19 protein-coding genes are annotated in these 25,197 nt (G+C 72.0%); 15 read left to right on the plus strand and 4 right to left on the minus strand.

Translation table 11 applies throughout. The annotated features are described in order from the left end of the window. The 6 genes from IEZ01_RS35320 to IEZ01_RS29685 all read left to right on the plus strand — a co-directional run. Positions 1 to 459, plus strand: a 459-nt coding sequence (locus IEZ01_RS35320; protein WP_506417168.1) for a serine/threonine kinase C-terminal domain-containing protein, incomplete at its 5' end; no start/stop codon positions are given. Positions 460 to 624: 165 nt separating this feature from the next. After that, the gene (locus IEZ01_RS29665) at positions 625 to 2,226 is read left to right on the plus strand and encodes a serine/threonine-protein kinase (protein ID WP_019888845.1); all 1,602 of its coding nucleotides are present in this window, start codon (positions 625 to 627) and stop codon (positions 2,224 to 2,226) included. Positions 2,227 to 2,337: 111 nt separating this feature from the next. Further along, entirely contained in the window at positions 2,338 to 3,975 is a 1,638-nt protein-coding gene (locus IEZ01_RS29670; RefSeq protein WP_189204783.1) for a serine/threonine-protein kinase, read from the plus strand. Between the two features lie 162 nt (positions 3,976 to 4,137). Beyond that, complete coding sequence (locus tag IEZ01_RS29675; protein WP_189204785.1) at positions 4,138 to 5,751, plus strand: succinic semialdehyde dehydrogenase; 1,614 nt, start codon at positions 4,138 to 4,140, stop codon at positions 5,749 to 5,751. Positions 5,752 to 5,782: 31 nt separating this feature from the next. After that, on the plus strand, positions 5,783 to 7,585 hold the full coding sequence (locus IEZ01_RS29680; RefSeq protein ID WP_189204787.1) for a GMC family oxidoreductase: 1,803 nt from the start codon (positions 5,783 to 5,785) through the stop codon (positions 7,583 to 7,585). A 280-nt stretch (positions 7,586 to 7,865) separates the two neighbouring features. Next, positions 7,866 to 9,536: a COG1361 family protein gene (locus tag IEZ01_RS29685; RefSeq protein ID WP_189204789.1), complete on the plus strand. Its 1,671-nt coding sequence runs from the start codon at positions 7,866 to 7,868 to the stop codon at positions 9,534 to 9,536. A 998-nt stretch (positions 9,537 to 10,534) separates the two neighbouring features. Here the strand turns inward: IEZ01_RS29685 and IEZ01_RS29690 are convergent. After that, positions 10,535 to 10,822 (minus strand): chorismate mutase, encoded by a 288-nt coding sequence (locus tag IEZ01_RS29690; RefSeq protein ID WP_019888850.1) that lies wholly within the window; start codon positions 10,820 to 10,822, stop codon positions 10,535 to 10,537. Between the two features lie 324 nt (positions 10,823 to 11,146). On the opposite strand from IEZ01_RS29690, the gene guaA reads away from it, so the two are divergent. From guaA to IEZ01_RS29710, 4 genes are all read left to right on the plus strand, one after another. Further along, on the plus strand, positions 11,147 to 12,757 hold the full coding sequence (gene guaA / locus IEZ01_RS29695) for a glutamine-hydrolyzing GMP synthase (RefSeq protein ID WP_019888851.1): 1,611 nt from the start codon (positions 11,147 to 11,149) through the stop codon (positions 12,755 to 12,757). A gap of 115 nt (positions 12,758 to 12,872) precedes the next feature. Beyond that, entirely contained in the window at positions 12,873 to 13,661 is a 789-nt protein-coding gene (locus IEZ01_RS29700; RefSeq protein WP_189204790.1) for a class II aldolase/adducin family protein, read from the plus strand. A gap of 187 nt (positions 13,662 to 13,848) precedes the next feature. Next, positions 13,849 to 15,090 (plus strand): hypothetical protein, encoded by a 1,242-nt coding sequence (locus tag IEZ01_RS29705; protein ID WP_189204800.1) that lies wholly within the window; start codon positions 13,849 to 13,851, stop codon positions 15,088 to 15,090. 323 nt (positions 15,091 to 15,413) lie between these two features. Then, positions 15,414 to 15,929 carry a DoxX family protein gene (locus IEZ01_RS29710; RefSeq protein WP_019888854.1) on the plus strand — a complete coding sequence of 172 codons (516 nt, stop codon included), beginning with the start codon at positions 15,414 to 15,416 and terminating at the stop codon, positions 15,927 to 15,929. Positions 15,930 to 16,085: 156 nt separating this feature from the next. Here the strand turns inward: IEZ01_RS29710 and IEZ01_RS29715 are convergent, their stop codons facing one another. Next, positions 16,086 to 17,375, minus strand: coding sequence for a PspC domain-containing protein (locus IEZ01_RS29715; protein WP_019888855.1), 1,290 nt, complete (start codon positions 17,373 to 17,375; stop codon positions 16,086 to 16,088). Positions 17,376 to 17,574: 199 nt separating this feature from the next. On the opposite strand from IEZ01_RS29715, the gene IEZ01_RS29720 reads away from it, so the two are divergent. From IEZ01_RS29720 to IEZ01_RS29730, 3 genes are all read left to right on the plus strand, one after another. Further along, positions 17,575 to 18,846 carry an ATP-binding protein gene (locus IEZ01_RS29720; RefSeq protein WP_019888856.1) on the plus strand — a complete coding sequence of 424 codons (1,272 nt, stop codon included), beginning with the start codon at positions 17,575 to 17,577 and terminating at the stop codon, positions 18,844 to 18,846. Then, positions 18,843 to 19,523, plus strand: a complete 681-nt coding sequence (locus IEZ01_RS29725) for a LuxR C-terminal-related transcriptional regulator (RefSeq protein ID WP_019888857.1) — start codon at positions 18,843 to 18,845, stop codon at positions 19,521 to 19,523. The genes IEZ01_RS29720 and IEZ01_RS29725 overlap by 4 nt, the downstream gene beginning before the upstream one ends. Positions 19,524 to 19,654: 131 nt before the next feature. Beyond that, on the plus strand, positions 19,655 to 20,812 hold the full coding sequence (locus tag IEZ01_RS29730; protein ID WP_189204802.1) for an alpha/beta hydrolase: 1,158 nt from the start codon (positions 19,655 to 19,657) through the stop codon (positions 20,810 to 20,812). Positions 20,813 to 20,831: 19 nt separating this feature from the next. On the opposite strand, the gene IEZ01_RS29735 is transcribed toward IEZ01_RS29730, so the two are convergent. Further along, positions 20,832 to 21,881: a C40 family peptidase gene (locus tag IEZ01_RS29735; RefSeq protein ID WP_189204804.1), complete on the minus strand. Its 1,050-nt coding sequence runs from the start codon at positions 21,879 to 21,881 to the stop codon at positions 20,832 to 20,834. 256 nt (positions 21,882 to 22,137) lie between these two features. On the opposite strand from IEZ01_RS29735, the gene IEZ01_RS29740 reads away from it, so the two are divergent. Both IEZ01_RS29740 and IEZ01_RS29745 read left to right on the plus strand, forming a co-directional pair. Further along, entirely contained in the window at positions 22,138 to 22,491 is a 354-nt protein-coding gene (locus tag IEZ01_RS29740; RefSeq protein WP_019888860.1) for a hypothetical protein, read from the plus strand. 169 nt (positions 22,492 to 22,660) lie between these two features. Then, positions 22,661 to 23,932, plus strand: a complete 1,272-nt coding sequence (locus IEZ01_RS29745; protein ID WP_189204806.1) for a DUF418 domain-containing protein — start codon at positions 22,661 to 22,663, stop codon at positions 23,930 to 23,932. Between the two features lie 10 nt (positions 23,933 to 23,942). Here the strand turns inward: IEZ01_RS29745 and IEZ01_RS29750 are convergent, their stop codons facing one another. After that, a complete protein-coding gene (locus tag IEZ01_RS29750; protein WP_189204808.1) occupies positions 23,943 to 25,106 on the minus strand; it encodes a C40 family peptidase in 1,164 nt (387 codons plus the stop codon). Positions 25,107 to 25,197: the final 91 nt, after the last annotated feature.

Here is a 25,197-nt window from a genome sequence, read left to right on the forward strand (position 1 = left end):
CCCCCCGCCGCCGGTTACATCCTGCGCAAGGACACCGAGGGCTTCCAGACCGCCGTCGGCAAGGACTGGCGGCGCAGCCCCATCAACGACGCCGGACAAGTCCGCTACAACGCGGGCGAATTCACCCTGATCGTCGTCCCCGGCCGCGACACCGTGCAGACCGACGGCGCCGATCCGATGGCGTACCAGCGCACCAAGGAGCGCGAGCTCCAGCCCTGGCGGGACTCCTCCTGGTCCAGTGCCTCCGGACTGCGCCGGATCGACGTGGGGCAGCAGGCCATGGCCGAGGGGCAGTTCACCTGGCAGGACAGCAGCGGCAGGGAGGTCTTCGTCCGCAACCTCGCGATGATTGTCGCGGGCCGCTACCACGTCGTCCAGGTCATCGGTCCGGAGGGACAGCGCGACAAGGTCTCGGAGATCTACCAGCAGGCCACCCAGCACTACCGCGTCACTCGCTGAACACGGCCCGACCCGCCGAACAACCCACGAAACACCCCGAATCACCCGCTCCTCAGACGGCTCAACAGCCCCTCTAGTAACAGTGCGGTTCCTAAGGCCGCCCCGAGGTTCCGCCGCCCGTGTGCCCCTCCGTAACCTGGCATCCGAAGGAACGGGCGGGGGCAAGTGGAACATTCACAGAGCACGGGCGAGGGTCTGCTGCTGGCGGGGCGCTACCGACTGGCCGAGTCCATCGGCAAGGGCGGCATGGGCCGCGTCTGGCGTGCCCACGATGAAGTCCTCCACCGGATCGTGGCGGTCAAGGAGCTGACGGCGGGCCGTTACGTCTCCGAGGCCGACCGGGTCGTCCTGCACGCCCGTACGCAGAAGGAGGCGCGGGCCGCCGCCCGTATCACCCACCCCGGCGTCGTCACCGTCCATGACGTGCTGGAGCACGACAGCCGGCCGTGGATCGTCATGCAGTACGTCGACGGCCCCTCCCTCGGCGACGCGATGAAGCAGTCCGGCCCGATCGAGGCCCGCGAGGCCGCGCGCATCGGTCTGCACGTTCTACGCGCGCTGCGCGCCGCCCACGACGCCCGGGTCCTGCACCGTGACGTCAAGCCCGCCAACGTCCTGCTCGCCCGGGACGGCCGGGTTCTGCTCACCGACTTCGGGATCGCCGCCATCGAGGGCGACTCGACCATCACCCGGACCGGGGAGATCGTCGGCTCCATCGACTATCTGGCGCCGGAGCGGGTACGGGGCGGCGACCCGGGGCCCGCCTCCGACCTGTGGTCGCTGGGCGCCACGCTGTACGCGGCGGTGGAGGGCACCTCGCCGTTCCGGCGTGCCTCGCCGATCGAGACCATGCAGGCCGTGGTGACCGAGGAGTTGGACCGACCCACCCAGGCCGGGCCGCTCGCGCCGGTCATCACCGCGCTGCTCAGCAAGGATCCGGCGGACCGGCCCGCGGTGGCCGAGGCCGAGCGGATGTTCAGGGACGTGATGGAGGGGCGTACGCCCGACGTCACGCAGACGCACACGGCCGCGCGGCGGGCCGCCGGACAGGACCGGCGACCGGGATTCGCCACCACCTCCTCCACGGCCAAGCTGCCGCCCTCGGAGTCCATACCGGCGACCACGAACGGCGGCGCCCGGCGCGGCCGGTGGCGTACGGCTGTGCTGGTGCCGGTCGTCGCCTGCGCGATCGGCGGTGCGGGGGTCTTCGCCGGACTGACGTACTCGGGCGGCGGCCACGGCAACCACGCCGGTACCGGCGGCACCGAAACCGGCTCCCCCACCGACACGTCCGAGAAGGCGGAGAAGGCGGTGAAGGCCGGCTGGCAGCGTGTCAAGGACCCGGAGGGCTTCAGTCTGCTCGTCCCCAAGGGCTGGAAGCGCCAGATGGACGGCGACCAGATCGACTACACGCCCGACAACGGCCGGCACCGCATCCGGATCAGCGTCGACACGTCGCCCGACTTCGAGAACCCGTTCATGCACATGCTCGCCGTCGAGAAGAGCCTCAAGAAGCGCCTGCCCGACTACAAGCGGGAGAAACTCACCCAGAACACCTTCCGGGAGCAGCCCAAGTCCTGTCTGTGGGAGTTCACCTGGACCGAGAAGAAGAACCACCCGGGCAAGCGCCGGGCCATCGACCAGGTCTACTACGGGGACGACGGCACCGAGTACGCGCTCTACATGTCCTCGCCGGCGTCGGAATGGGACACCACCCGCACGCAGTTCGACACCATGACGAAGAGCTTCAGGCCGCCGGGCAACTGATCCCCTCGAAAAATCCGGCGCGGCCCGCTCGCCGGTCCGGCGTGTCACGTCTCTGCATCCGCTCAAGAACCCTGCTGGCAACGGCGATCACGGTTCGTCAGGATAGGAACCATGAACAACGACGGGGGACGGGCGAGCGAGCCCACCAGCTACGGACTCCAGCCGCCACGACCGCCGGCCGGACACGACACGCAACCGGCCACGGAAGCCGCCGCCCTGCCGCGTCAGGCCGCCGCGCCGACGCCCCGGCCGCAGACCGATCCCGGTGCCGGACGGGTGATCGGCGGCCGCTACCGGCTCGTGTCCCGGCTCGGACACGGCGGCATGGGTACGGTCTGGCGCGCCCACGACGAGGTCGTCGACCGTGACGTGGCCATCAAGGAGCCCCGCGTACCGGAGCAGCTCTCCGAGCGGGAGCGCGACACGGTCCATCTGCGGATGCAGCGCGAGGCCCGCGCCGCCGCCCGGATCGACCACCCCTCCGTCGTCACGATGCACGACGTCGTCGTCGAGGACGGCCGGCCGTGGATCGTGATGGAGCTGGTTCGCGGTCAGTCGCTGGCCGCCCGCCTCCAGGAGGGCACCCTCGATCCGCGCGAGGCCGCGCGCATCGGGCTCGCCGTCCTCGGCGCGCTGACCGCCGCCCACGAGGCCGGGGTGCTGCACCGTGACGTCAAGCCCGACAACGTCCTGCTCGGCAGGGGCGACCGGGTCGTGCTGACCGACTTCGGCATCGCGCAGGTCGAGGGCGAGCAGGGGTTGACCGAGACCGGCGCCTTCGTGGGCTCGCCCGAGTTCATCGCGCCGGAGCGGCTGCTCGGGCAGCGCCCCGGACCCGAGTCCGACCTGTGGTCGCTCGGCGTGGTGCTGTACGCGGCGGTGGAGGGCATGTCGCCGTTCCGCCGCTCGCACACCCCTGCCACGCTCCAGGCGGTGCTCTCCGCCGAGCCGCAGACCCCGGCGCGCGGCAGCGGCGCGCTCGGCACCCTCGTGATGCAACTGCTGCGCAAGGACCCGGCGGCCCGGCCGGGCGCCACGGAGATCCGCGAGACCCTGGAGTCCGTCGCCCGGCCGCCGCAGGCGCTCGCCGCGACCCAGCTGTACGCCCCCGGGGCGGCCGCGCCCGCCGCGAGCGGCTGGATCCCGCCGGTGCTCCGGCAGAGCCGCAAGGCGCTGTACGGGCTGCTGAGCGGGATCGTCGCGGTCGCCGTCGCGCTCGTCCTGCTGCTGGCCAACCCCTTCGCCGGGGACGAGCTGCCGCCCGGCTGGCTGGTGCGCCCGGAAAACGAGCTGCTGAAGGCACAGGTGACCGTGCCTCAGGACTACAAGCGGTTCCAGGCGGTCGAGGACGGGGCGGTGTGGTTCTCCGACCCCAGCGGCGTCTTCGAGATCGCGTTCTGGCGTTCGGAGGCCAAGGGCGGCGACGATCCGGGCCCGGACGGGGAGGCGCGCAAGGCGCGGTACGGCAAGGGCGGCCGGGACGGCATGGAGATGAAGGACGCCAAGTCCACGGTCAGGGCAGCGCAGCACCAGGGCAGGGAGGCGTCCGAGGTGGTCACCGACTGGACCCCGTACTCGGCGAGCGAGCCCGATCCGCTGCGCTACCGCTACCACGAGCTGCTGATCAAGGGCGACGGCAAGACGTACTGGCACCTGCGGGTCAAGATGCCGGCCGCGGGCAAGGCCGTGCGGGACGGCGAGGCGCTGTACGCGGAGATCGTGAAGGGCCTGAAGATCCAGAGCTCCTGAGCTCCTGAGTGAGTTCGAGGGTTCCTGTCAGGGGCTCCGCTTCGGCGCCGAGCCCCTGATCAGGGCTTATGTGCCAGTGATCGCTGGCGCGGTTGTGCGCACCCCGTGAAAGCCATTACCGACGGGTACCCAAAGGCCCGGATGCCGCATACCCTCGCCCCCATGACGGACTCGCAGGCCATCGCCGCCCCCGGAACGAACCCCCTCGCCCCCGCCCCGGCAGGCGCGCGCACCGCGGCCGACGTGGTCACGCCCGAAGTGGTCGCCCAGCTCACCAAGGGTGTCGTCGGCTCCGGCCGGACCGCCAACCACACGCCCTTCACCGGCGAGAAGCTGGCCGACCTTCCCGAGTCCACCCCCGAGGACGTCGCCGAGGCCTTCGCACGCGCGCGTGCCGCCCAGCCGGCCTGGGAGGCGACGCCGGTACGCGCGCGTGCGGCCGTCCTGCTCCGCTTCCACGACCTCGTCCTGGAGCGGCAGGCCGAGATCCTCGACCTGATCCAGCTGGAGACCGGCAAGGCACGGCTGCACGCCCACGAAGAGGTCCAGGCCGTCGCGGTCGCCGCCCGCCACTACGGCCGCAAGGCTCCCTCCTACCTGCGCCCCAAGCGGCACACGGGCGTCGTGCCGACCCTCACCAAGGTGACCGAACTGCGCCAGCCGCGCGGTGTCGTCGGCCAGATAGCCCCCTGGAACTACCCGCTGGAGCTGTCCGTCGGCGACGCCCTGCCCGCCTTCGTCTCCGGCAACGCCGTCGTCATGAAGCCCGACACCGAGACCGCGCTGACCGCGCTCTGGGCGAGGGACCTGCTCGTCGAGGCGGGACTGCCGGCCGAGGTCTTCCAGGTCGTCCTCGGCGACGGCCCGGTCGTCGGCCCCGAGGTCGTCAAGCACGCCGACTACGTCTCCTTCACCGGCTCCACCCGCACCGGCCGCGAGGTCGCCAAGGGCGCCGCCGACCGGCTCGTCGGCGTCTCCCTCGAACTCGGCGGCAAGAACGCCATGCTGGTGCTGCGCGACGCGGACGTCGAGAAGGCCGCGGCCGGAGCCGTACGCGCCTGCTTCTCCTCCGCCGGACAGCTCTGCATCTCCATCGAGCGGCTGTACGTCCACGAGTCCGTCGCCGACGCGTTCGTCGCCCGGTTCGCCGCCCGGACGAAGGCGATGCGGCTCGGCAACTCCCTCGCGTACGGCGCCGACATGGGCTCCCTCGTCGGCGAGCGGCAGCTGGAGACCGTCACCCGGCACGTCGAGGAGGCCGTCGCCAAGGGCGCCAAGGTCGTCGCGGGCGGAGTCGCCCGCCCCGACATCGGCCCGTACTTCTTCGAGCCGACCATCCTCGACGGCGTCGAGGCCCCGATGGCCGTCTGCTCCGAGGAGACCTTCGGCCCGGTCGTGTCGATCTACCGCTTCACGGACGAGGACGAGGTCGTCGAGCTGGCCAACGCCACGCCGTACGGCCTCAACTCCTCGGTGTGGACCACCGACGCGCGGCGCGGCCACGCCGTCGCCGCCCGGCTGCGCACCGGCACCGTCAACATCAACGAGGGATACGCGCCCGCCTACGGCAGCGTGCAGTCCCCGATGGGCGGCATGAAGCAGTCCGGCCTCGGCCGCCGGCACGGCTCCGAGGGCATCCTCAAGTACACCGAGGCCCAGACCGTCGCCCAGCAGCGGCTGATGCCGCTGGCGCCCGCCTTCGGGATGGACGACGAGAAGTACGCGGCCTTCATGAGCGCCTCCCTGAAGGCGATGAAGGCCCTGCGCCTGCGCTGATCCGCCCGCCCCTTTTCGTACGAGGAGAGCCATGACCGCGCTACCCCCTGCCCAGAATCAGGACGAGGACGGTTCGTACGACTACGACGTCATCGTCGTCGGCTCCGGTTTCGGCGGCTCGGTCACGGCCCTGCGGCTGACGGAGAAGGGCTACCGCGTCGGCGTGCTGGAGGCCGGCCGCCGTTTCGCCCGGACCGAACTGCCCAGGAACTCCTGGGACCTGAAGAACTTCCTCTGGGCCCCGGCCCTCGGTCTCTACGGCATCCAGCGCATACACCTGCTCGGCAACGTGATGGTGCTCGCCGGCGCGGGGGTCGGCGGCGGCTCCCTCAACTACGCCAACACGCTGTACGAGCCGCTCGCGCCGTTCTTCGACGACCCGCAGTGGAAGGACATCACGGACTGGCAGGACGAGCTCGCCCCGTACTACGACCAGGCCAAGCGGATGCTGGGCGTCCGGCTCAACCCGACGACCACCCCCTCGGACGTGCACCTGAAGGCGGCGGCCGAGGCGATGGGCATCGGCGACACCTTTCACATGGCCCCCGTCGGTGTCTTCTTCGGGGACGGGGAGGACGCCGACGGCAAGGTCAGGGCCAGGCCGGGCGGCGAGGCCGACGACCCGTACTTCGGCGGCGCGGGACCCTCCCGGCGGGCCTGCATGGAGTGCGGCGAGTGCATGACGGGCTGCCGGCACGGCGCCAAGAACACCCTCAACGAGAACTACCTCTACCTCGCCGAGAAGGCGGGAGCCGTCGTCCACCCGATGACCTCGGTCGTCGCGGTCACCGAGGACTCCCGGGGCGGCCACGCGGTCAGGACCCTGCCCACCGACAACCGGAAGAAGGGCCGGGGCCGCACGTTCACCGCCCGCAAGGTCGTCATCGCCGCCGGCACGTACGGCACGCAGACGCTGCTGCACCGCATGAAGGACACCGGCCTCCTGCCCCGGATCCCGGCGCGGCTCGGCGAGCTGACCCGTACCAACTCCGAGGGGCTTGTGGGCTCGCAGACCACCGACCGGCGCTACCGCAGGAAGCACGGCCACGCGAAGGCCGACTTCACCCGTGGCGTCGCCATCACGTCCTCCGTCCACCCGGACGCCAACACGCACATCGAGCCGGTCCGGTATGGCAAGGGCTCCAACTCGATGGGCGCGCTGACGATCCTCCAGGTGCCGTACGGCGCGCACCGGGTGCGCAAGTGGCTGCTCGAACTGGTCAAGCACCCGGCGCTCGCGCTCCGTTCGCTGTCCAACCGGCGCTGGTCGGAGCGGACCATCATCGGCCTGGTCATGCAGTCCCTGGACAACTCGCTGACCACGTACCGCAAGCCCGTCGGCATCGGAAAGGGCCTGCTCACCGCCCGTCAGGGCCACGGGGCGCCCAACCCGACGCAGATCGAGGCGGCGACCCGGGCCGCGAGCCTGCTCGCCGAGGAGATCAACGGCTTCGCCGGATCCAACATCGGCGAGCTGATGGGCACGCCGCTCACCGCGCACTTCCTCGGCGGCTGCCCGATCGGCGCCACCGCCGGGGACGGCGTCATCGACCCGTACCACCGGCTGTACGGCCACCCGGGCATCTCGGTCGTCGACGGCGCGGCGGTCTCGGCGAACCTGGGGGTCAATCCGTCGCTGACGATCACCGCGCAGGCGGAGCGGGCCATGTCCTTCTGGCCCAACAAGGGCGAGGAGGACCCCCGACCGCGGCAGGGTGCGGCCTATGTGTGGCTGGCGCCGGTCGAGCCGAAGTCGCCCGCGGTCCCGGCCGGCGCCTTCGGCGCGCTGAAGCTGCCGTTCCTGGGGATCCCGGCGGTGCCGCCCAAGAAGTGAGGCGGCGCTCCCACGGCGGAATCAAGAAAGGCGCTGCACCCCCCTCCGAGTGCAGCGCCTTTCCCGGCATGACCGGGGCCGTTGGCTCCGCATGCATGACCCGCGAGGAAGCGGATTGGTTGCATCCAATCTCACGGAATCTTTATGTGGCGCCTGTCACACCGCCCTCCGAGCCTGTCCGCGTACCCAATCCGTGATCTTCGAACGTGCAACCTTTGCGTCCGCATCGGTGTCGAACGGGTGTGCCGCACCCCCACACCCGCTGACCAGAGGTACGCAGATGTCACGTCGTTTCCCCGCGAAGGTCCTCGCGACCGTCGCCGCGCTCGCCACGGCCGGGCTCGCCGCCGTCGGCCTCGGCGCGGCCCCCGCGTACGCCGCCGACCCCGAGTTCACGCTCGGCGGGCCGTCGGGGGTGGTGCTGCGGCCGTACCCCAACCCCACGGGCGGGACTCGGCACGCGGAGACCGTGGACTTCACCGTCCTCAACCCGAGCACGGACGCGGCGGGCGCCTTCCCCGGCGCGTACACCGTCACCTTCGACCTCGCCGGGCTCGCGCATGTCGCCGATGTGACCTTCGACCGCGTGGCCGGCGGACCGGAGTGCACGCTCACCGGCACCACCGGCGTGTGCACCGGCACGGGTGTGGGGCCGGGCCGCAGCACGGTCGCCCGGCTCAAGATCACCGCGGCCGAGGACTCCCAGCCGTCCTACTCCGGCACCCTCAAGGTGTCGGGCGCGGCGCAGGGCGCCACCTTCACCCCCTTCTCGACCAAGGTGACGGTCGGCGCCGCCGACCTGGTCATGCGGCCGCTGAACCTGAAGTCCGGGATGAAGCCGGGCGAGACCCAGCCGGCCGCGGTGGCGTTCGCGAACAAGGGCACGGTGCCGGCCGACGGCGTACGGCTCACCCTCCGCCCGACGCACGGTCTTCAGATCCGTGAGCGGTTCTCCAACTGCGAGTACCGCGAGGCCGAGCTCGACGACATCCACTCCCTCCCGATGGCCGGCTACTCCGCGATGACCTGCACCTTCCCCGGCCTGTACGAGCCGGGTGCGGTCTACGTCCTGTCGGAGCCGCTCACGCTCAAGGCGGCCGGCCACGCCTACCGCGAGCACTTCGTCTACAGCATCGTCGAGCACACCCCGGCGCACAGCGCCTCCTCCCAGGGCACCGGCCGCGCCCTCACCCTGACCAAGCGGACGGCCGCCCCGCTGGCCGAGGACCTCGAGCCGTCGGACAACGAACGGGACGAGACCATCCAGGTCCGGAACACCGCGGACTTCACCGTGTACGGCGCGGACGTGGCGAGGCCCGCCGTCGGCGAGAAGGTCAAGGCCGAGATCGGCTTCCGCAACAAGGGCCCGGCGTGGATCGGGAACCAGCGCACGGACGAGAGCGCCGGCGTCGTCGACGTCACCGTCCCCGAGGGCGCCAAGGTCACCGGCAAGCCCGCGGAGTGCGACGCCGTCTCCGCCTCCGGCGAGCCCCTCACCAACCCGCTCGGCGCGCCCCGCTACCTCTGCCCGCTCGCCTCGATCGTGCGTGAGGACGCCGACAAGCCCCTGCCGTTCGAGCTGACGATCGAGAAGGTGGTCAAGGGCGCCGCGGGCACGGTCACCGTACGCGGTGCGCTGCCGGCCAAGCCGGAGCTGCCGTTCGACCCGGACGCCACCAACAACACCGCGAAGATCGTCCTGAACGGCAAGGGCGACACCGCCCCGAGCCCCACCCCGGGCCCGACCCCGACGGCCACGCCGTCCGGGACCGCGACCACCTCCGGAACCTCCGGCACTGCGGGCACGACCACGACCACCACGTCGGTCACGACCCAGGGCGCCCTGGCCTCCACCGGCACGAGCGTGGCCCTCGCCGCGGCCGGCACGCTGCTCGCCCTGGCGGCCGGCGCCATCGTGATCGCCGTCTCCCGCCGCCGCGCGTCCCGATGACCCGGCGCCCCCGCTCCCTGCCCGGCACGGTCTGCCTGCTGGCCGCCCTGACCGCGGTGGCCGTCGGCGGCACGGCCTGCACGGCGTCCCCGGACACGGCACCACGCTCACCGTCGACGTCCCCGGCAGCCTCATCCGTACCGGAGGCACCGGAGACATCGGGGACACCGGCGACCCCGGAGACACCGAAAGCCCCAGAGTCCGCACCGCAGACCCCGGAGCGCCCCCCGGCCCCCTCACTCGGCGCGCGCCCGACGAAGTCCTGGCCGCCCGCGCCGGCGGGCGCCAAGGCGCCCGCCCCGGCCAGGAAGACCCTGCGTCCGGCGTCCGTGCCGCAGGACGTGAACCAGGGCCCGAACCCGCCGCCGGCTCCCCCTCGCCCTTCTCCGAAGCCGGAGTGGACCGACGCCGAATGGCGACCGGGTGATCCTGTGGAGATCCGGCCCACCCTCCCCGTCGGCTGACCGAGCGGCGCGACGAGGGAAGCACCACGACCGGCGGCACGGCATCGGCCGGCGGTTCCGGTGGCGCCGTACCCCGGGCGTCCGACCCGCGTACGACAGAGAGGGACGGCAGAGAGGGACGGCAGAGAGGGCCCCGCGCACGTCCCGTGCGCGGGGCCCTCGGCCGTCGGCACCGGCGGGCGGGGTGGCGCTGGTGCCTCGGAGCGGCGCCCGGGGAAGCGCCGCGGGGGGACTGGTTGATGGGGTGGTCCTGGCGGACCGGATGCGGTCGGTCCCGGGCGTCCCCGGGACCGACCGTCCTTTCTGGGTGACCGGGCTGCTGTCCCCTGCCGTCCGGTCACACGCGCCGGGGCGAGGTCCCACGACGTACCTGCGGTACGCCACACGCCCCAGCGGAGCCACGCGTGGTGTGTTGCGGACCCGCCCCTGGCTGGTGCGGACAACGGGACCAACGAAGCCGCGCCGGGCCCGGTCACGCGCCGTACGGGTGAGGGCGGGCCCGAACTCAGATCCGTGGCGGAGCCGGCACGGGCCTCAGATCCGGCCCCGGCACAGCTCCAGCATCGTCATGGCCAGCGCCGTACCCGGCTTGCCGAGGGCGTCCCGGTAGTGGCCGAGCACCTCCATCTCGCGATTGAGGTTCACCCGGCGCCCGCCCGAGGAGATCCGGGCCTCCTGGATCACGGCCGAGACGGCCATACGTTCCTGGATCAGACCGATGATCCGGTCGTCCAGGGCGTCGATGCGCGTCCGCGCGTCCCCGATCAGCGCCGCGGCCTCGTCGGTGCGGGCGCCGGTCTTCTCGGTCTGGGTGGTGGTCACGGGGGGCTCCTTCGGTACGGGGGGCGGAGCCCCGGAGCGGCTGGGCCCGGAAACGACAGAACGCCCCGGGCCTTGTCGGCCCGGGGCGCCTGGAAAGTCGCTTGTCAGTTGCTCAAGCAGCTCGACCATGGCAGCCGGACGGGCCGGTGCCATAGGTAAAGACGAAGGTCGAGAGCGTGCGCATGGCGACAGTATGGACCGCGCCGGGGAGCCTGAGCCAACCCGGGTTCGGATGGTGAGACGAAAAGCGACGGCGGCGCGCCGGTAGAATCGACAAATAGCCCCCTCCGGGGGACCCTCCCCTACCGCCGGAAGGCCGCCGTAGTGTCATCAGCGACTCCCGCTGCCGCGCCCGACGTCACCAACCCGGACACCACCCCCGACGTGGTCCTCGTTGTCGACTTCGGCGCCCAGTACGCACAGCTCATCGCCCGCCGAGTCCGTGAGGCCCGGGTATACAGCGAGATCGTCCCGTCCACCATGCCGGTGGCCGAGATGCTGGCCAAGAACCCGAAGGCGATCATCCTCTCCGGCGGCCCGTCCTCCGTGTACGCGGAGGGCGCCCCTCGCCTCGACCGCGAGATCTTCGAGGCGGGTGTCCCAGTCTTCGGCATGTGCTACGGCTTCCAGCTGATGGCGACGACTCTCGGGGGCACCGTCGACAACACCGGCGCCCGTGAGTACGGCCGTACGCCGCTGCACGTGAGCAAGTCCGGCTCCACCCTCTTCGAGGGCACCCCGGCCGAGCAGTCCGTGTGGATGTCGCACGGCGACGCCTGCTCCGCCGCTCCCGAGGGCTTCACGGTCACCGCGTCCACCGACGTCGTGCCCGTCGCCGCCTTCGAGAACGACGAGAAGAGGCTGTACGGCGTGCAGCACCACCCCGAGGTGATGCACTCCACCCACGGCCAGCAGGTGCTGGAGCACTTCCTCTACCGCGGCGCCGGCATCGAGCCGACGTGGACCACCGGCAACGTCATCGAGGAGCAGGTCGCGGCCATCCGCGAGCAGGTCGGCACCAAGCGCGCCATCTGCGGCCTCTCCGGCGGTGTGGACTCCGCGGTCGCCGCGGCCCTCGTCCAGAAGGCCATCGGCTCGCAGCTCACCTGCGTGTACGTCGACCACGGTCTGATGCGCAAGGACGAGACCGAGCAGGTCGAGAAGGACTTCGTCGCCGCGACCGGCGTCTCGCTGAAGGTCGTCGACGCGCAGGAGCGGTTCCTCACCGCGCTCGCCGGGGTCTCCGACCCCGAGGAGAAGCGGAAGATCATCGGCCGGGAGTTCATCCGGGTCTTCGAGCAGGCCCAGGCCGAGATCGTGGCCGAGGCCCCGGGCGACCACCCGGTGGAGTTCCTGGTCCAGGGCACGCTCTACCCGGACGTCGTCGAGTCCGGCGGCGGCACCGGCACCGCGAACATCAAGTCGCACCACAACGTGGGCGGACTCCCGGAGGACCTGGAGTTCAAGCTCATCGAGCCGCTGCGCAAGCTGTTCAAGGACGAGGTCCGCATGGTCGGCCAGGAGCTGGGCCTGCCGGAGGAGATCGTCCAGCGCCAGCCCTTCCCCGGCCCGGGTCTCGGCATCCGGATCGTCGGTGAGGTCACCAAGGAGCGCCTGGACCTGCTGCGCGAGGCCGACGCCATCGCCCGCGAGGAGCTCACGGCGGCCGGCCTGGACCGCGAGATCTGGCAGTGCCCCGTGGTACTGCTCGCCGACGTCCGCTCCGTCGGCGTCCAGGGCGACGGCCGTACGTACGGCCACCCGATCGTGCTGCGGCCCGTCTCGTCCGAGGACGCCATGACGGCCGACTGGACGCGGATGCCGTACGACGTCCTCGCGAAGATCTCGACCCGGATCACCAACGAGGTCGCCGATGTGAACCGCGTGGTCCTCGACGTGACCAGCAAGCCCCCGGGCACCATCGAGTGGGAGTAGTCCCGACCGGCTGACCGCCGGGCCGAACGGCGCCGCCGCCCCGCGAGGGCGGCGGCGCCGTCGTCTGCCCGCACGCCTCTGTTCACCTGCGGTACCGCGCGGTAGCTTCCGGCCCATGACCGAGATACCGGCCCCCGTCCCCGTGGACCAGCTGCGTTTCGCGATGCCGCCCGTCCACGACTCCGCCGCCGACGAGCGGACCCACCGCAAACAGCGGCTCGCCGGCGCGCTGCGGCTCTTCGGCCGGTTCGGGTACGAGGACGGCGTCTCGGGCCACATCACCGCACGCGACCCCGAGTACGCCGACTGCTACTGGGTGAACCCCTTCGGGGCGCCCTTCGCCGACCTCACCGCGAGCGATCTCGTCCTTGTCAACGGCGCGGGCCAGGTCGTCCAAGGCGGCGACCACGTCAACCAGGCCGCGTTCGCCGTACACGCCCAGATCCACCGGGCCCGCCCCGGCGTCGTCGCCGTCGTCCACTGCCACTCCACCTACGGCCGGGCGCTGGCCGCCCTCGGCGAACTGATCGAGCCGATCACCCAGGAGGCCTGCGGCTTCTACGAGGACCACGCGCTGTACGACGGTTACACCGGCGTCGTCGTGGACGAGGAGGAGGGGCGCCGGATCGCCACCGCGCTCGGCCCGTACAAGGGAATCGTGCTGCGCAACCACGGCCTGCTGACCGTCGGCGACACCGTCGACGCGGCGACCTGGTGGTTCATCGCGATGGAGCGCTGCAGCCAGGTCCAGCTCGCCGCGCGGGCGGCCGGCAAGCCCGTCCTCATCGAGCACGGTGACGCCGTCGCCACCCGCGAGCAGCTCGGCACGGACCTGGTGGCGTGGATCAACTACCAGCCCTTGTGGCGCCGGATCAGCCGCGCGGAACCCGAACTCCTGTCGTAATCCCGTCGGAGAAGCGGCCTTTACGTCAATGTGATGACGGGCCAATCACTCTTCGGCCCGGTACCCGGGGCAGGGAAAGGGTGTTCAGGTGCGGGACAATTCCCTGGGATCACCAGCAAGTTGACGGCGCGTCCATGGCCCGTCGACGACCTGTCGACGACCCGTCGACACCAGGGAGAGGTTCGCCGTGACGGTGCAGGAGGCGAGACACTGCGACGAGTGCGCGCACGGTGCGGGCGAGGGGCATCGGCGGGCCGTCGCGGCGTTCCTCGCCCGGCGTGACGAACTGGCCGTCGGTACGGGGGTGCCCGCCGCGGTCGCGCACTCACCGGTCGCCTCCCGCCAGTGGGTCTCCGACGAGCTCAGCCAGTCCGCCCGTACGGTCGCCGACCGCGGCCGGGAGGCAGCCACCGCCTGGCTCCGGCGGGTCTGGCACGGCACCCTCCTCGCCCTCTGGGGCGGCATCGTCGCCCTGCTGCTCGGCCAGGCGCTCACCGCGGTCGGCGCCGGCTGGACCCCCGCCCGTACGGCCACGCTCGCGGCCGCCCTGCTGACCGTCGTCCCGCTCACCGCGGCCGCCCGCGCCCACCGCGCCCGCGGCGGCCTGCTCGCCCCCCTCATCGGCGACGACAACCGGCTCTCCACCTCCCGCGCGGTCGCCGCGTCCTGGCTGCTGCTCGCCGTCTTCGCGGTGCTGCTCCTGGCGCTGCGGCTGTCCACCGCCTCCGGCCCCGCCGAGCGCGACCGGCTGCTTGCCGGGCTCGAACCCGCCCGCGGGGCCGCCCTGCTGACCGTGCTCGCCGTGACCGGCGCCGTCGCCGTAGCCGTACGCCGCGTGGTCGTCGTCCGGATCCTGGCGCGCCGCCTGCAGAAGATCCGCGCCGCCCGGCCGCGCGGCGCCGACCTCCTGTGCGACGACAACGGCCGGGCGAGCCTCACCGACGTCCAATACCTGGCCGCGAGCACCGTCGCGCTGCTCTACACGGCGGTGCTGCTCGGCCGACGGCCCGGCGATCTGCCCGACCCGCCCTGGTCGCTGGCGCTGCTGATCGGCCTCTCCGCCGTCCTCTACCTCGTCGGGAAGTTCACCGAAGGCAGCCGCCCCGTGATCCTCTCCGTGGTGCGCGCACGGGAGGCGGGCGACCTGGACGCCGCCATCCGTACCGGCGACGACATCGAGATCCGCGGCAGCGGCTTCGTCCCGCCGGGCGCCGCCACCCCCGACGGTCTGACCCGGCTGGTCGTCCGGATCGGCCCCGTCCACACCCAGGTCCCCCTGGTCCCGCTCCCCGGCGGGTTCGCCAACCCGACGGACACGGCCCTGACGGTGCCCCTGCCGGTGGACGTGGAGCCGGGACGCGTGGAGGTGTGGGTGGTGACCGCCGCGGGCGTGGAGACCAACCGCGTCCTCATCGACGTGACCGAGTGAGCGAGGGGACGCAGTAGCGGTTTCGGCTTGTGCCCCTGCCGGTTCGATGAGGTGAGTACCCCTCAGGTCATCCGGAACTCATTCGGCGCATAGCTGGCGATCGCGGAGGTGCACCACCGTCACCGAAGTGGCCCAACAGCTCCGGGGCTTCGGCGTCGACGTACCCCCGGTAGAAGGGCTCGTCGCCGACACCTGGGCGCGGGTGCCGAGGCGCGGCTGAACCACGGGTGGGTTTCCCGCGTATCCCAATTGACGGGGCGCGGGCAGAATCGGACCTGCGGCGGACAGCGGCGTGGAGAGGCAGGCCTGCCATGGCAGCACGGATGCACCGGGCGACGGCGACGTACGGCAGCGGGGGCGGTTGGGACGGGCAGAGCGGGTGGAAGGCGACCGCCTCGCGGTACGCCCTGCTCCCGCTGCGGATCTTCCTTGGCGTGACCTTCGTCTACGCCGGGCTGGACAAGATCACCGACAGCGCCTTCATGGCCGCGAGCGGCTCGGGGTCGATCGGGGAGATGATGCGGTCCGTCCGGGACGGCTCGGCCGTGCCATGGCTGGTCGACCTCGCGCTGAAGGATCCGGTCGCCTTCGGGTACGCGATCGCGATCGGGGAACTGGCCGTCGGGATCGCGACGCTGATCGGCCTGTTCGCGCGGCTCGCCGCCCTGGGCGGGGCGCTGATCTCGCTCAGCCTCTGGCTGACCGTCAGCTGGCAGACGGATCCCTACTACTACGGCAACGACCTGGCCTATCTCATGGCCTGGCTGCCGCTCGTGCTCGCCGGGGCGTCGCTGTTCTCCGTCGACGCGGCCCTGGCCGAGCGGCGGCGCAGACTGTAGGCGATCCAGGTCGCCAGGGCGGCCAGGCCGAGTCCCCCGCACAGCAGCGGGACCACCACGTACCCGGGCGTGTTCCAGGCGCCGGCCGCGTCACCTGCGAAGAGCGTCGCGACGGTGAGACCGGTGGCGCCGGCGAGGAGCCGGCCGGGGCGGAACTCATGAAGCAGCACGGGTGACCTCCACCTGGCCGAGCCCGACCTCGAGGGTGAGGTCGAGGGTGCCCGCGGGGGTGACGCCGGACGGTGGTGCGAGGGTCCGGGTCGCCTGCCGGTCCGGGGCGACGTCGATGTCGTTGGGGGGTTCGCCGGGGAGCTGCAGGTCGCCGAGGCCGGCCTCCGCGCGCAACGTGACCGTGACGTTCTTCGGCACGACCACCCTCAGCTGCCCCGCGCCGACCTCCGCGACCGTCTCGACCGTGGTGCCCTTGGGGACAGCGAGGGCCGAGAGGTCCAGCGTGGCGACGCCCGAGCCCAGTTCGTACCGCGGCTGGAGCGCCGAGACCGAAGCCGGTTTCCAGGTCGTACGGGCCCAGTCGGTGCTGATCTCCTTGGGCAGGGCAGCCGCGAGGGCCAGCAGGACGGCGGTGACCACGGTCATGAAGACCGTGCCGAAGCCCGTACGCCCCAGGAAGCTGCTGAGCACCAGAGCGAACGCGAAGACCGCGAGCGCGGAGACGAGACCGATCTGCAGACTCGTGCCGAGCGGGTGGGCGTCCCAGCTCAGCGCCGTGCCGAGGCCGCCCGCGACCAGCGCGAGGACAAACGCCAGGCCGCCGATCGAGCGCGGACCGCGCACGGGTGCGGTGCGCGGGACGGGGGTCTTCGAGATACGGGTGGCGGCAGCCGCGTCCGCCTCGGCCGCGCCCGGCGGGCCCCACAGATAGCCGACCGGGACCGGCCCCGTCGTCCCGTCCTTCACGATCGGGTCGCGCCACCACGAGGGGCTCTCCGGCGGCGGCGGCGCCTTCGTCTCCGGCGGTGCCTCGGCCACGGCCTGGGCGGTCGCCGGGTCCACCGCGGCCTCCGGGTCCGTGACCAGCCGGCGGCGCTGCGACCAGACGGCCGCGCCGCTCGCCGCGACGGCCAGCATCATGGCGAAGCCCAGCGTGCCGCCGCTGCCGAGCATGGACAGGAACACCCCGCAGCCGACGAGCGCCAGCAGTATCGCGGTCAGCGCCGCGCCGTCGACCCGGCCCGAGAGCACCCTTCGGGCTTCGTTCTCCTCCTCACCCTCGGCGGGCAGGAGCAGCCAGGCGAAGCCGTAGAAGATCAGGCCGAGGCCGCCCGTCACGGACAGCACGCCGATCACGATCCGGAAGAAGACCGGATCGAGGTCGAAGTGCCGGCCGAGGCCGCCGCAGACGCCCGCCACGACCTTCTGCCGCGGCGTGCGCCGCAGCTGCGGGGCGGGCGGGGCCTCCGGGAGCGGGGGCGTCGTACTCGTCATGCCTCCATGGTGACGGGCTGTAGAGCGCCACGGCACCCGTCCCGACCCTGGCCGGTCCCTGATATTGACCCCGAGACCCAGGCCCGGGGGCAGGGGCCGAGTCCGGGCGGCGACGCCGGGCGGCAGGGCCGGCGGCTCAGGGTCGCGTCAGGGGCGCACCCTGATGTCCTCGCCCGTACGGACGTGTGACGATCGGGGCATGCCAGTCGCCACCCGTCCGCCCGAGACCGACGACCCGCCCGTGCGCAAGCTCTACCGGAGCGCCGACGGGCGGCTCCTCGGCGGGGTCGCGCGGGGGCTCGCGGGGCACCTCGGGCTGCCCGTGGTCTGGGTCCGGTTCGTGTTCCTGGCGCTGTTCCTCGCCGAGGGGCTCGGCGCGCTGCTGTACGCCGTCTTCTGGATCGTCGTGCCGCTGGGCGTCGGGGGCAGGGCGGCCCAGCCGCGCTCGGTCTTCGAGGTCACCCCTGATGGCCGGCGCAGACTGCGCAAGCCCGACAAGGGCCAGGTCTTCGCCCTGATCGCGCTGGTGATCGGCGCGATGGTGTTCGTCGGTAACGTCGACATGAGCAGCCGGGCCAACCGCTACATCTGGCCGACCCTCTTGATCGGTGTCGGCGTGATCCTGGTGTGGCGCCAGGCGGACAACGCCCGCCGGGCCCGCTGGACCGAGTCCACGCGCCGCCGCCGCATGCTCCAGCTCGCCCGCGGCTTCGCGGGAGTCGCCCTTGTCGGCATGGGTCTGACGGCCTTCATGGTGGTCCGCGGCTCGGCCGCCCAGCTCGGCACGGCCCTCACCGCCGCCATCGCCGTCCTCGCCGGTATCGCGCTGCTCGCCGGGCCCTGGCTGGTGCGGATGTCCCAGGACCTCTCCGAGGAGCGGACGATGCGCATCCGCGCCCAGGAGCGGGCCGAGGTCGCGGCCCACGTCCACGACTCGGTCCTGCACACTCTCACCCTGATCCAGCGCAACGCGGACGATCCCGGCGAGGTGCGCCGGCTCGCCCGGGCCCAGGAGCGGGAGCTGCGTAACTGGCTCTACAAGCCGGAGGGCACCGGCAAGGACGAGGCCGAGGAGCCGGAGACGCTGGCGGAGGCCGTGAAACGGGCCGCCGCGGAGGTCGAGGACAAGCACGGCGTCCCGCTGGAGGTCGTGGTCGTCGGCGACTGCCCCCTCGACGAGAAACTGGCCGCACAGATGCAGGCCGCGCGCGAGGCGATGGTCAACGCCGCGAAGTACGGTGGCGAGGGTGGGGCGGTGCAGGTGTACGCCGAGGTCGAGGGCCGTACGGTCTTCGTCTCCGTCCGGGACCGGGGGCCGGGCTTCGATCTGGACGCGGTGCCGGACGACCGGATGGGCGTACGAGAATCGATCATAGGCAGGATGCAGCGCAACGGTGGCTCGGCCCGCCTGCGGTCCGTGCCCGGCGGGGGTACGGAAGTGGAGCTTGAGATGGAGAGGGCGGACGGATGACCGAGGAGACGACGGGCCGTCGGGTACGGGTGGTGCTGGTCGACGACCACCGGATGTTCCGTACGGGAGTCCAGGCCGAGATCGGCCGGACCGAGGTGACCGGTGTCGAGGTGGTCGGGGAGGCCGCCGACGTGGACCAGGCGGTCACGGTGATCACCGCGACCCGCCCGGAGGTCGTGCTGCTCGACGTCCATCTGCCGGGCGGCGGCGGGGTCGAGGTGCTGCGCCGCTGCGCGAGCCTGATGGCCGCCGCCGAACATCCCGTGCGGTTCCTCGCGCTGTCCGTCTCGGACGCCGCCGAGGACGTCATCGGGGTCATCCGGGGCGGCGCGCGCGGCTATGTCACCAAGACGATCACCGGCACCGACCTGGTCGACTCGATCTTCCGGGTCCAGGAGGGCGACGCGGTCTTCTCGCCGCGGCTGGCCGGTTTCGTGCTGGACGCGTTCGCCTCGACGGACGCCCCGCCGGTCGACGAGGACCTCGACCGGCTCACCCAGCGCGAGCGCGAGGTGCTGCGGCTGATCGCCCGGGGCTATGCCTACAAGGAGATCGCCAAGCAGCTCTTCATCTCCGTGAAGACGGTCGAGTCCCATGTCTCGGCGGTGCTCCGCAAGCTCCAGCTCTCCAACCGGCACGAGCTGACGCGCTGGGCGACGGCCCGAAGGCTCGTCTGACGGTCGGCCGGTCCTACGGCCGGCTTGTCGCGGGGGCGACTTTTGTAACAGCCGGATGTCGGGCAATCGTGCGGTAATTGGTACACGGTCGCGGCAACCGAGCGGGTGACCGAGGCCTCTTAGTCCTCGTGATGAGCCTGACTGGAACCCCTTTCTTCATAACCGCGATCGTCCTCGCGGTGATCGCGGTCCTGCTGCCGCTGGTGCTGTGGAGCCGGCTGCGCGGCCCCGCGTTCGTCAGGGGCGTGGTGCGGCTCCTCATGGTCGGGTTCGCGCAGGTCACCGCGGTCCTGGTGGTGTTCGTCGCGGTGAACAACACCAACAACCTCTACGACACCTGGGCGGATCTGCTCGGCACGGCCAACCACGTCGACAAGGCCGCCGACCTCGGCCCCGACGGCACGGGCGGGAAGAAGATCGCCGATCTGCCGAAGGTGAAGCAGACGTTCACCCCGGCCACCGACTCGAAGATGGGCGCCGGGGTCCAGCAGACCACGCTCGACGGCAAGGTCTCCGGCGTGAAGGCCGAGGTGTACGTGTGGCTGCCGCCGCAGTACGACGACCCGGCCTACCGGGACCGGACGTTCCCGGTCGTCGAGGTGCTGTCCGGCTACCCCGGCTCCCCGAAGGCGTGGTTCGGCAGCCTGCACGCGAACGACACACTCGGCCCGCTGATGAAGCAGGGCAAGGTCGCCCCTTTCATCCTGGTCGCCCCGCGCACCAACCTGCTGCCCGACGCCGACACCGGCTGCGCCAACGTCACCGGCAAGGTCAACGCCGACTCCTGGCTCACCGTCGACGTACGCAAGATGGTCGTGGACAACTTCCGGGCCTCCGCCAAAGCCTCCGACTGGGCCCTCGCCGGCTACTCGGCGGGCGCCCACTGCGCCGCCAAGCTGGCCCTCGCCCACCCCGACCGCTACAGCGCGGCCGTGGCGATGAACGGCTACAACGACCCCGCCGCCGAGCCGGACGCGCTAACCGCCAAGGACCCGAAGCTGCGCCGCGAGAACAACCCCCTGAACATCCTGAAGGCCGCGCCCACCCCGCCCCGCGTCTCGCTGCTGTTCACCGGCAAGGGCCGCGACGGCTACCGCCAGGGCCTGGAGCTGCGCGACGCGTCGAAGCCGCCCACGTACATCGAGGCCCGGAGGGTGGACGCCCCGCACACCACCCCGACCTGGCAGCGCCAGGTCCGGCCGGTCTTCGAATGGCTGACCCGGCGCATGGAGCAGCAGACACTGGGACAGCAGATCCCGGGACAGCAGGGCACGGGAACCGGCGCGTAGCGCGCCCCGTCCCGCCGCCCTACGCGACCCGGGTCGCCCCCGCGAACGGCATCTCGTCGAGCGGGGCGACCCGCACCGGCGCCCCCGGCCGCGGGGCGTGGATCATCTGTCCGCCGCCGATGTACAGGCCGACATGGCTGATGCCGGAGTAGAAGAACACCAGGTCGCCGGGGGCGAGTTCGGAGCGGGAGACCCGCCGGCCGGCGTTGATCTGGGTGTAGGTGGTGCGCGGCAGGGACACCCCCGCCGAGCGCCAGGCGGCCTGCGTCAGACCGGAGCAGTCGAAGGCGTTCGGCCCGGTCGCCCCCCATACGTACGGCTTGCCGAGGGCTCCGTAGGCGAAGGAGACGGCCTGCGCGGCCCGGGAGTTGGGGGCGGGCACGGCGCCGCGCGGGGCGTCGCGGCCGGCCGCCGGGGACCGTCCGTCGCCGGCGCCTTCGCGCGCGTACTGCGCCCGCTGTTCGGCGGTGAGCCTGGCCAGCAGGGATTCGGCCTTGCGCAGCTTCCCCTGCACGGCCGTCTTGTGCCTGTTCAGCTCGGCCTGTCTGGCCCGGAGCTCGTCGAGCCGGTCCTTGGACTCGGCGCGCAGCCGCCCGATCTCGCTGAGTTCGCGGCGTACGGAGGCGATGGCGGCGGCCTGCCGGTCCCCGGCCCGGTCGGCGAGCGCGGCGCGCTCCAGGTACTCGTCCGGGTTCGAGGTGAGGGCCAGTTGGACGGCGGGGTCGAGGCCGCCTGAGCGGTACTGGGCGGCGGCGATCGATCCCAGGGCGTTGCGGCTGGAGTTGAGCCGGTCCGCGCGGCGGGCCGCCTCGTCGCGCAGGCGGTCGAAGGCGGCGCGGGCCTTGTCCGCCTTCTCCTTGGCGCCGTTGTACTTCTCGGTCGCCTCCTCGGCCTCCCGGTACAGCCGGTCGACCTCCGCCTTGACCTGCGCGGGGGTGAGCCTGGGGTCGGCGTGCCCGGAGCCCTCGAAGGCGGTGGCGGTCGCGGCACCGGCGAGCGCGAGCGTGGCGGCGGTGCGGGCGGCCGGCCCGCCGAGCGGGCGCTGCTTGGATTTCCGGTGCGCTGCCACGAGGGCGGGTCACATCCTTTCCCTATGTCACGGATGTGGCCCCGGGGGAGCGGGCCACGTGCGGGAGGACGCTAGGCCGGGAGTCACGGGCGGGTGGAGGCTTGCTCGCTCTTGGCCACAGATGGACGCGGCGGATCGTTTCCTTACGACCGCCAGGACAGCGGAACCTCCCATTCCTGTACGGCTGTGACCGATGCGCCCAATGAGGACCACCTGCCCGACGGAGGGTGATAAGGGCCCGGCTAGGCTCCGCCCCATGGACGTACTCATCAATGTCTTCGTCGCCCTCCACATCATCGGCATCGCCTCGCTCCTCGGCGGTTTCCTGACCCAGATGAAGGCGATGAGCGCGGGCACGGCACGCTTCACCCCCGCGATGCTGCACGGCGCACTGACCATGCTGGTCACGGGCGTGGCGCTGGTGGGCCTCAACCAGGCGGACGACCAGAGCGTGAACAACCTCAAGGTCGGCATCAAGCTCGCCGTCCTCGTCGTGATCCTGGCTCTCGTCTACGTGAAGCGCGACGAGGAGAAGGTGGACAAGGCGCTGTTCGGCGCGGTGGGCGGGCTGACCGTGGCCAACATCTTCATCGCCACGCTCTGGACATAAACCTCCGACGTAAACCTCTGCCGTGAACCTCCGACCGTGAACCTCCGCCTCGGCATCCGCCGGTAGGTCTTTCGTCGCGCGGGGACGTGCCGATCGTCATCCGAAGGTCGGTGCGTCCCGCGACGGACGGCGGATGTCCGCCGACCCCTGGCCTTCCTAACGTGAGGCCATGACAGTCGAGACGAGAGAAGTCCCGCCCCGCGGTGGCGTGCGGCCAGACGAGCGCGCGCTCGCCCCTGACCTCGCCCGCGGGATCATGCTCCTGCTCATCGTCCTGTCCAACACGGCGTTCCATCTGTGGGCGGCGCCGCACGGCGCCTCCGGATGGTACCCCGTCGACGGCTCATGGGCCGACCGCGCCGTCCAGTTCACCATGATCACCGTCCTGGACATGCGGATTTATCCGCTCTTCGCCTTCCTCTTCGGCTACGGCATGACGCAGCTCTACCTGCGCCAGACCGCGGCCGGGTCCGCCGACCGTACCGCCGTCTCCATCCTGCGCCGACGCAGCCTCTGGATGATCGTCATAGGCCTCGCGCACGCCGCCCTCCTCATGGCCGGCGACATCATCGGCTACTACGGCCTGCTCAGCTTCTTCCTCGGCTGGCTGTTCCTGCGGCGCGGCGACCGCGCCCTGAAGTGGTGGATCGGCATCGCCGGCGCGCAGCTACTGCTCGTGGCAGCCGTCCCGGTCGTGGCCGCCCTGCTCGACGGGACCCTGTGGACCATGGGCGACGCGGGCGCCGAGCCCGGCGTCGAGGCCTACGCCGGGGCCGAGAGCAGCTGGCTCGCCGCCGCCGGCACCCGCCTGACCACCGGACTGTTCATCACCTTCGGCGGCGCCCTCGCCGCCTTCATCGGCGGTACGTACGTGGTCTTCCTGCTCGGCTTCTGGGCCGCGCGGCGGCGCGTCCTCGAAGAGCCCGGACGCCACTTGCCGCTGCTGCGCCGCACGGCGGTCATCGGTGTCACCATCGGCTGGCTCGGCGGGCTGCCGTCCGCGCTCGCCCACATCGGCGCGCTGTCCGTGCCCGACAACGCGCAGAGCGAGACGGGGGTGCTCACGATCCTGCGCGACGTGACCGGGAGCGCGGCGGGGATCGGCTACGTCGCCGCGATCGCCCTCTTCGCGCACTGGTGGACGCGGCGCCGGGCGGCCGGCCGGACCACAGAAGGCGCGGCCACCGCCGTCACCGCGATCTCGGCGGTCGGTAAGCGCTCCCTGTCCTGCTACCTCACGCACTCCCTGATCTTCGCCCCGTTCCTCGCCGCCTGGGGCCTCGGACTGGGCCGGCACATGAGCAGCGCCACCATGGCCCTGTTCGCCGTCGGCGTCTGGCTGATCACGGTCGCCGGGGCGTACGCCCTGGAGCGCGCCGGCCGTCGCGGCCCGGCCGAGGCGGTCTTGCGCCGGCTCATATATCCCCGGCCGAGGCCCTGACGAGCGGGGCTCAGGCCGGGCGCACGCTGCCGTAGATCGGCATGTAGTGGATGGACTCCTCGCGGACGTTCGCCCCCGGCTTCGGAGCGTGGATCATCGTGCCGTTGCCCTGGTAGATGCCGACATGGCTGATGTCGTCGTAGAAGAAGACCAGGTCACCGGGGCGCAGATCCTCGGTGGCGACCCGGGTGCCGGCCTTCACCTGGTCCCAGGTGGTCCGCGGCAGGTCCACACCGGCCTCCTTCCAGGCCGCCTGGGTCAGCCCGGAGCAGTCGTACGAGCTCGGGCCCGTGGCGCCCCACACGTACGGCTTGCCGATCTGGGCGCGGGCGAAGGCCAGGGCCTTGGCGGCCTTGGTCGCGTAGCCGCTCTCCGGTGCCGCCGGCGCCGTGGGGGCGGTGGGGGTGCTGGGCCGCTCGGCCGCCTCCCGCTCCCGGCGGGCCCGCTCGGCCTCCGCCCTGGCCGCCTCCGCCCTTGCCTGCTCCTCGGCCTTGCGGCGGGCCTCCGCCTCACGGCGGCGCTCCAGCTCGGCGAGCCGGGCCCGCTCCTCGGCCGTCAGCCGCGCCAGCAGGGCGCGGGCCTCGGTCAGCTTCCCCTGGACGGTCTGCTTCTTCGCCCGCAGCCGCGCCTGCGAGGAGGCGAGGCTCTCCATGCTCTTCGTCGCCTCGGCGCGCTTCTTGGCCGTGTCGGCCCGCTGACGCCGGAAGTCCGAGACTGCCTGCTCCTGCCGGTCGGTCATCCGGTCCATGAGCTGGGTCTGGTCGAAGTACGACTGGGGGCTGTCCGCGAAGATCAGGGCCGCGGTCGGGCTGATCGCGCCGGTCCGGTACTGCGCCGCGGCGTACGAGCCGAGCGCCCGGCGAGAGGTGTTCAGGGCCTCGGTGCGCTGCGCGACGTCGTCGAGCAGGGAGCCGACCGTACGGCGCTGCTGGTCGGTGGCCTCCTTGGCACGGTTGTACTCCTGGGTCGCCGTGCCGGCCTGCCGGTAGAGGTCGTCGACCTTCTTCTGGACTTCTTCGACGGTGGGCTTCGGCGCCGGAGTGGCGCCCGCCACACCCACGCCCTGGGTGGACAGCAGCGTGACCGAGGCGAGGGCGGCCGTCGTCACTCCGACGGCGGGGGAGTGCGTGGTACGTGCGGTGCGCGGCTTGCGATGCGAGGCCAAGGCCGGCATCTCCTTCCGTGGCCCATAACTCCCGTGCGGGGAAGCCAGGTTCGGTGCGGAGCGGCCGTTCGGCGAAGTATGGGTGGAGTCTCTCGGGCCG

Origin of the sequence: Streptomyces purpureus, from assembly GCF_014648195.1 — a bacterium.
GTDB lineage: Bacteria > Actinomycetota > Actinomycetes > Streptomycetales > Streptomycetaceae > Streptomyces > Streptomyces purpureus.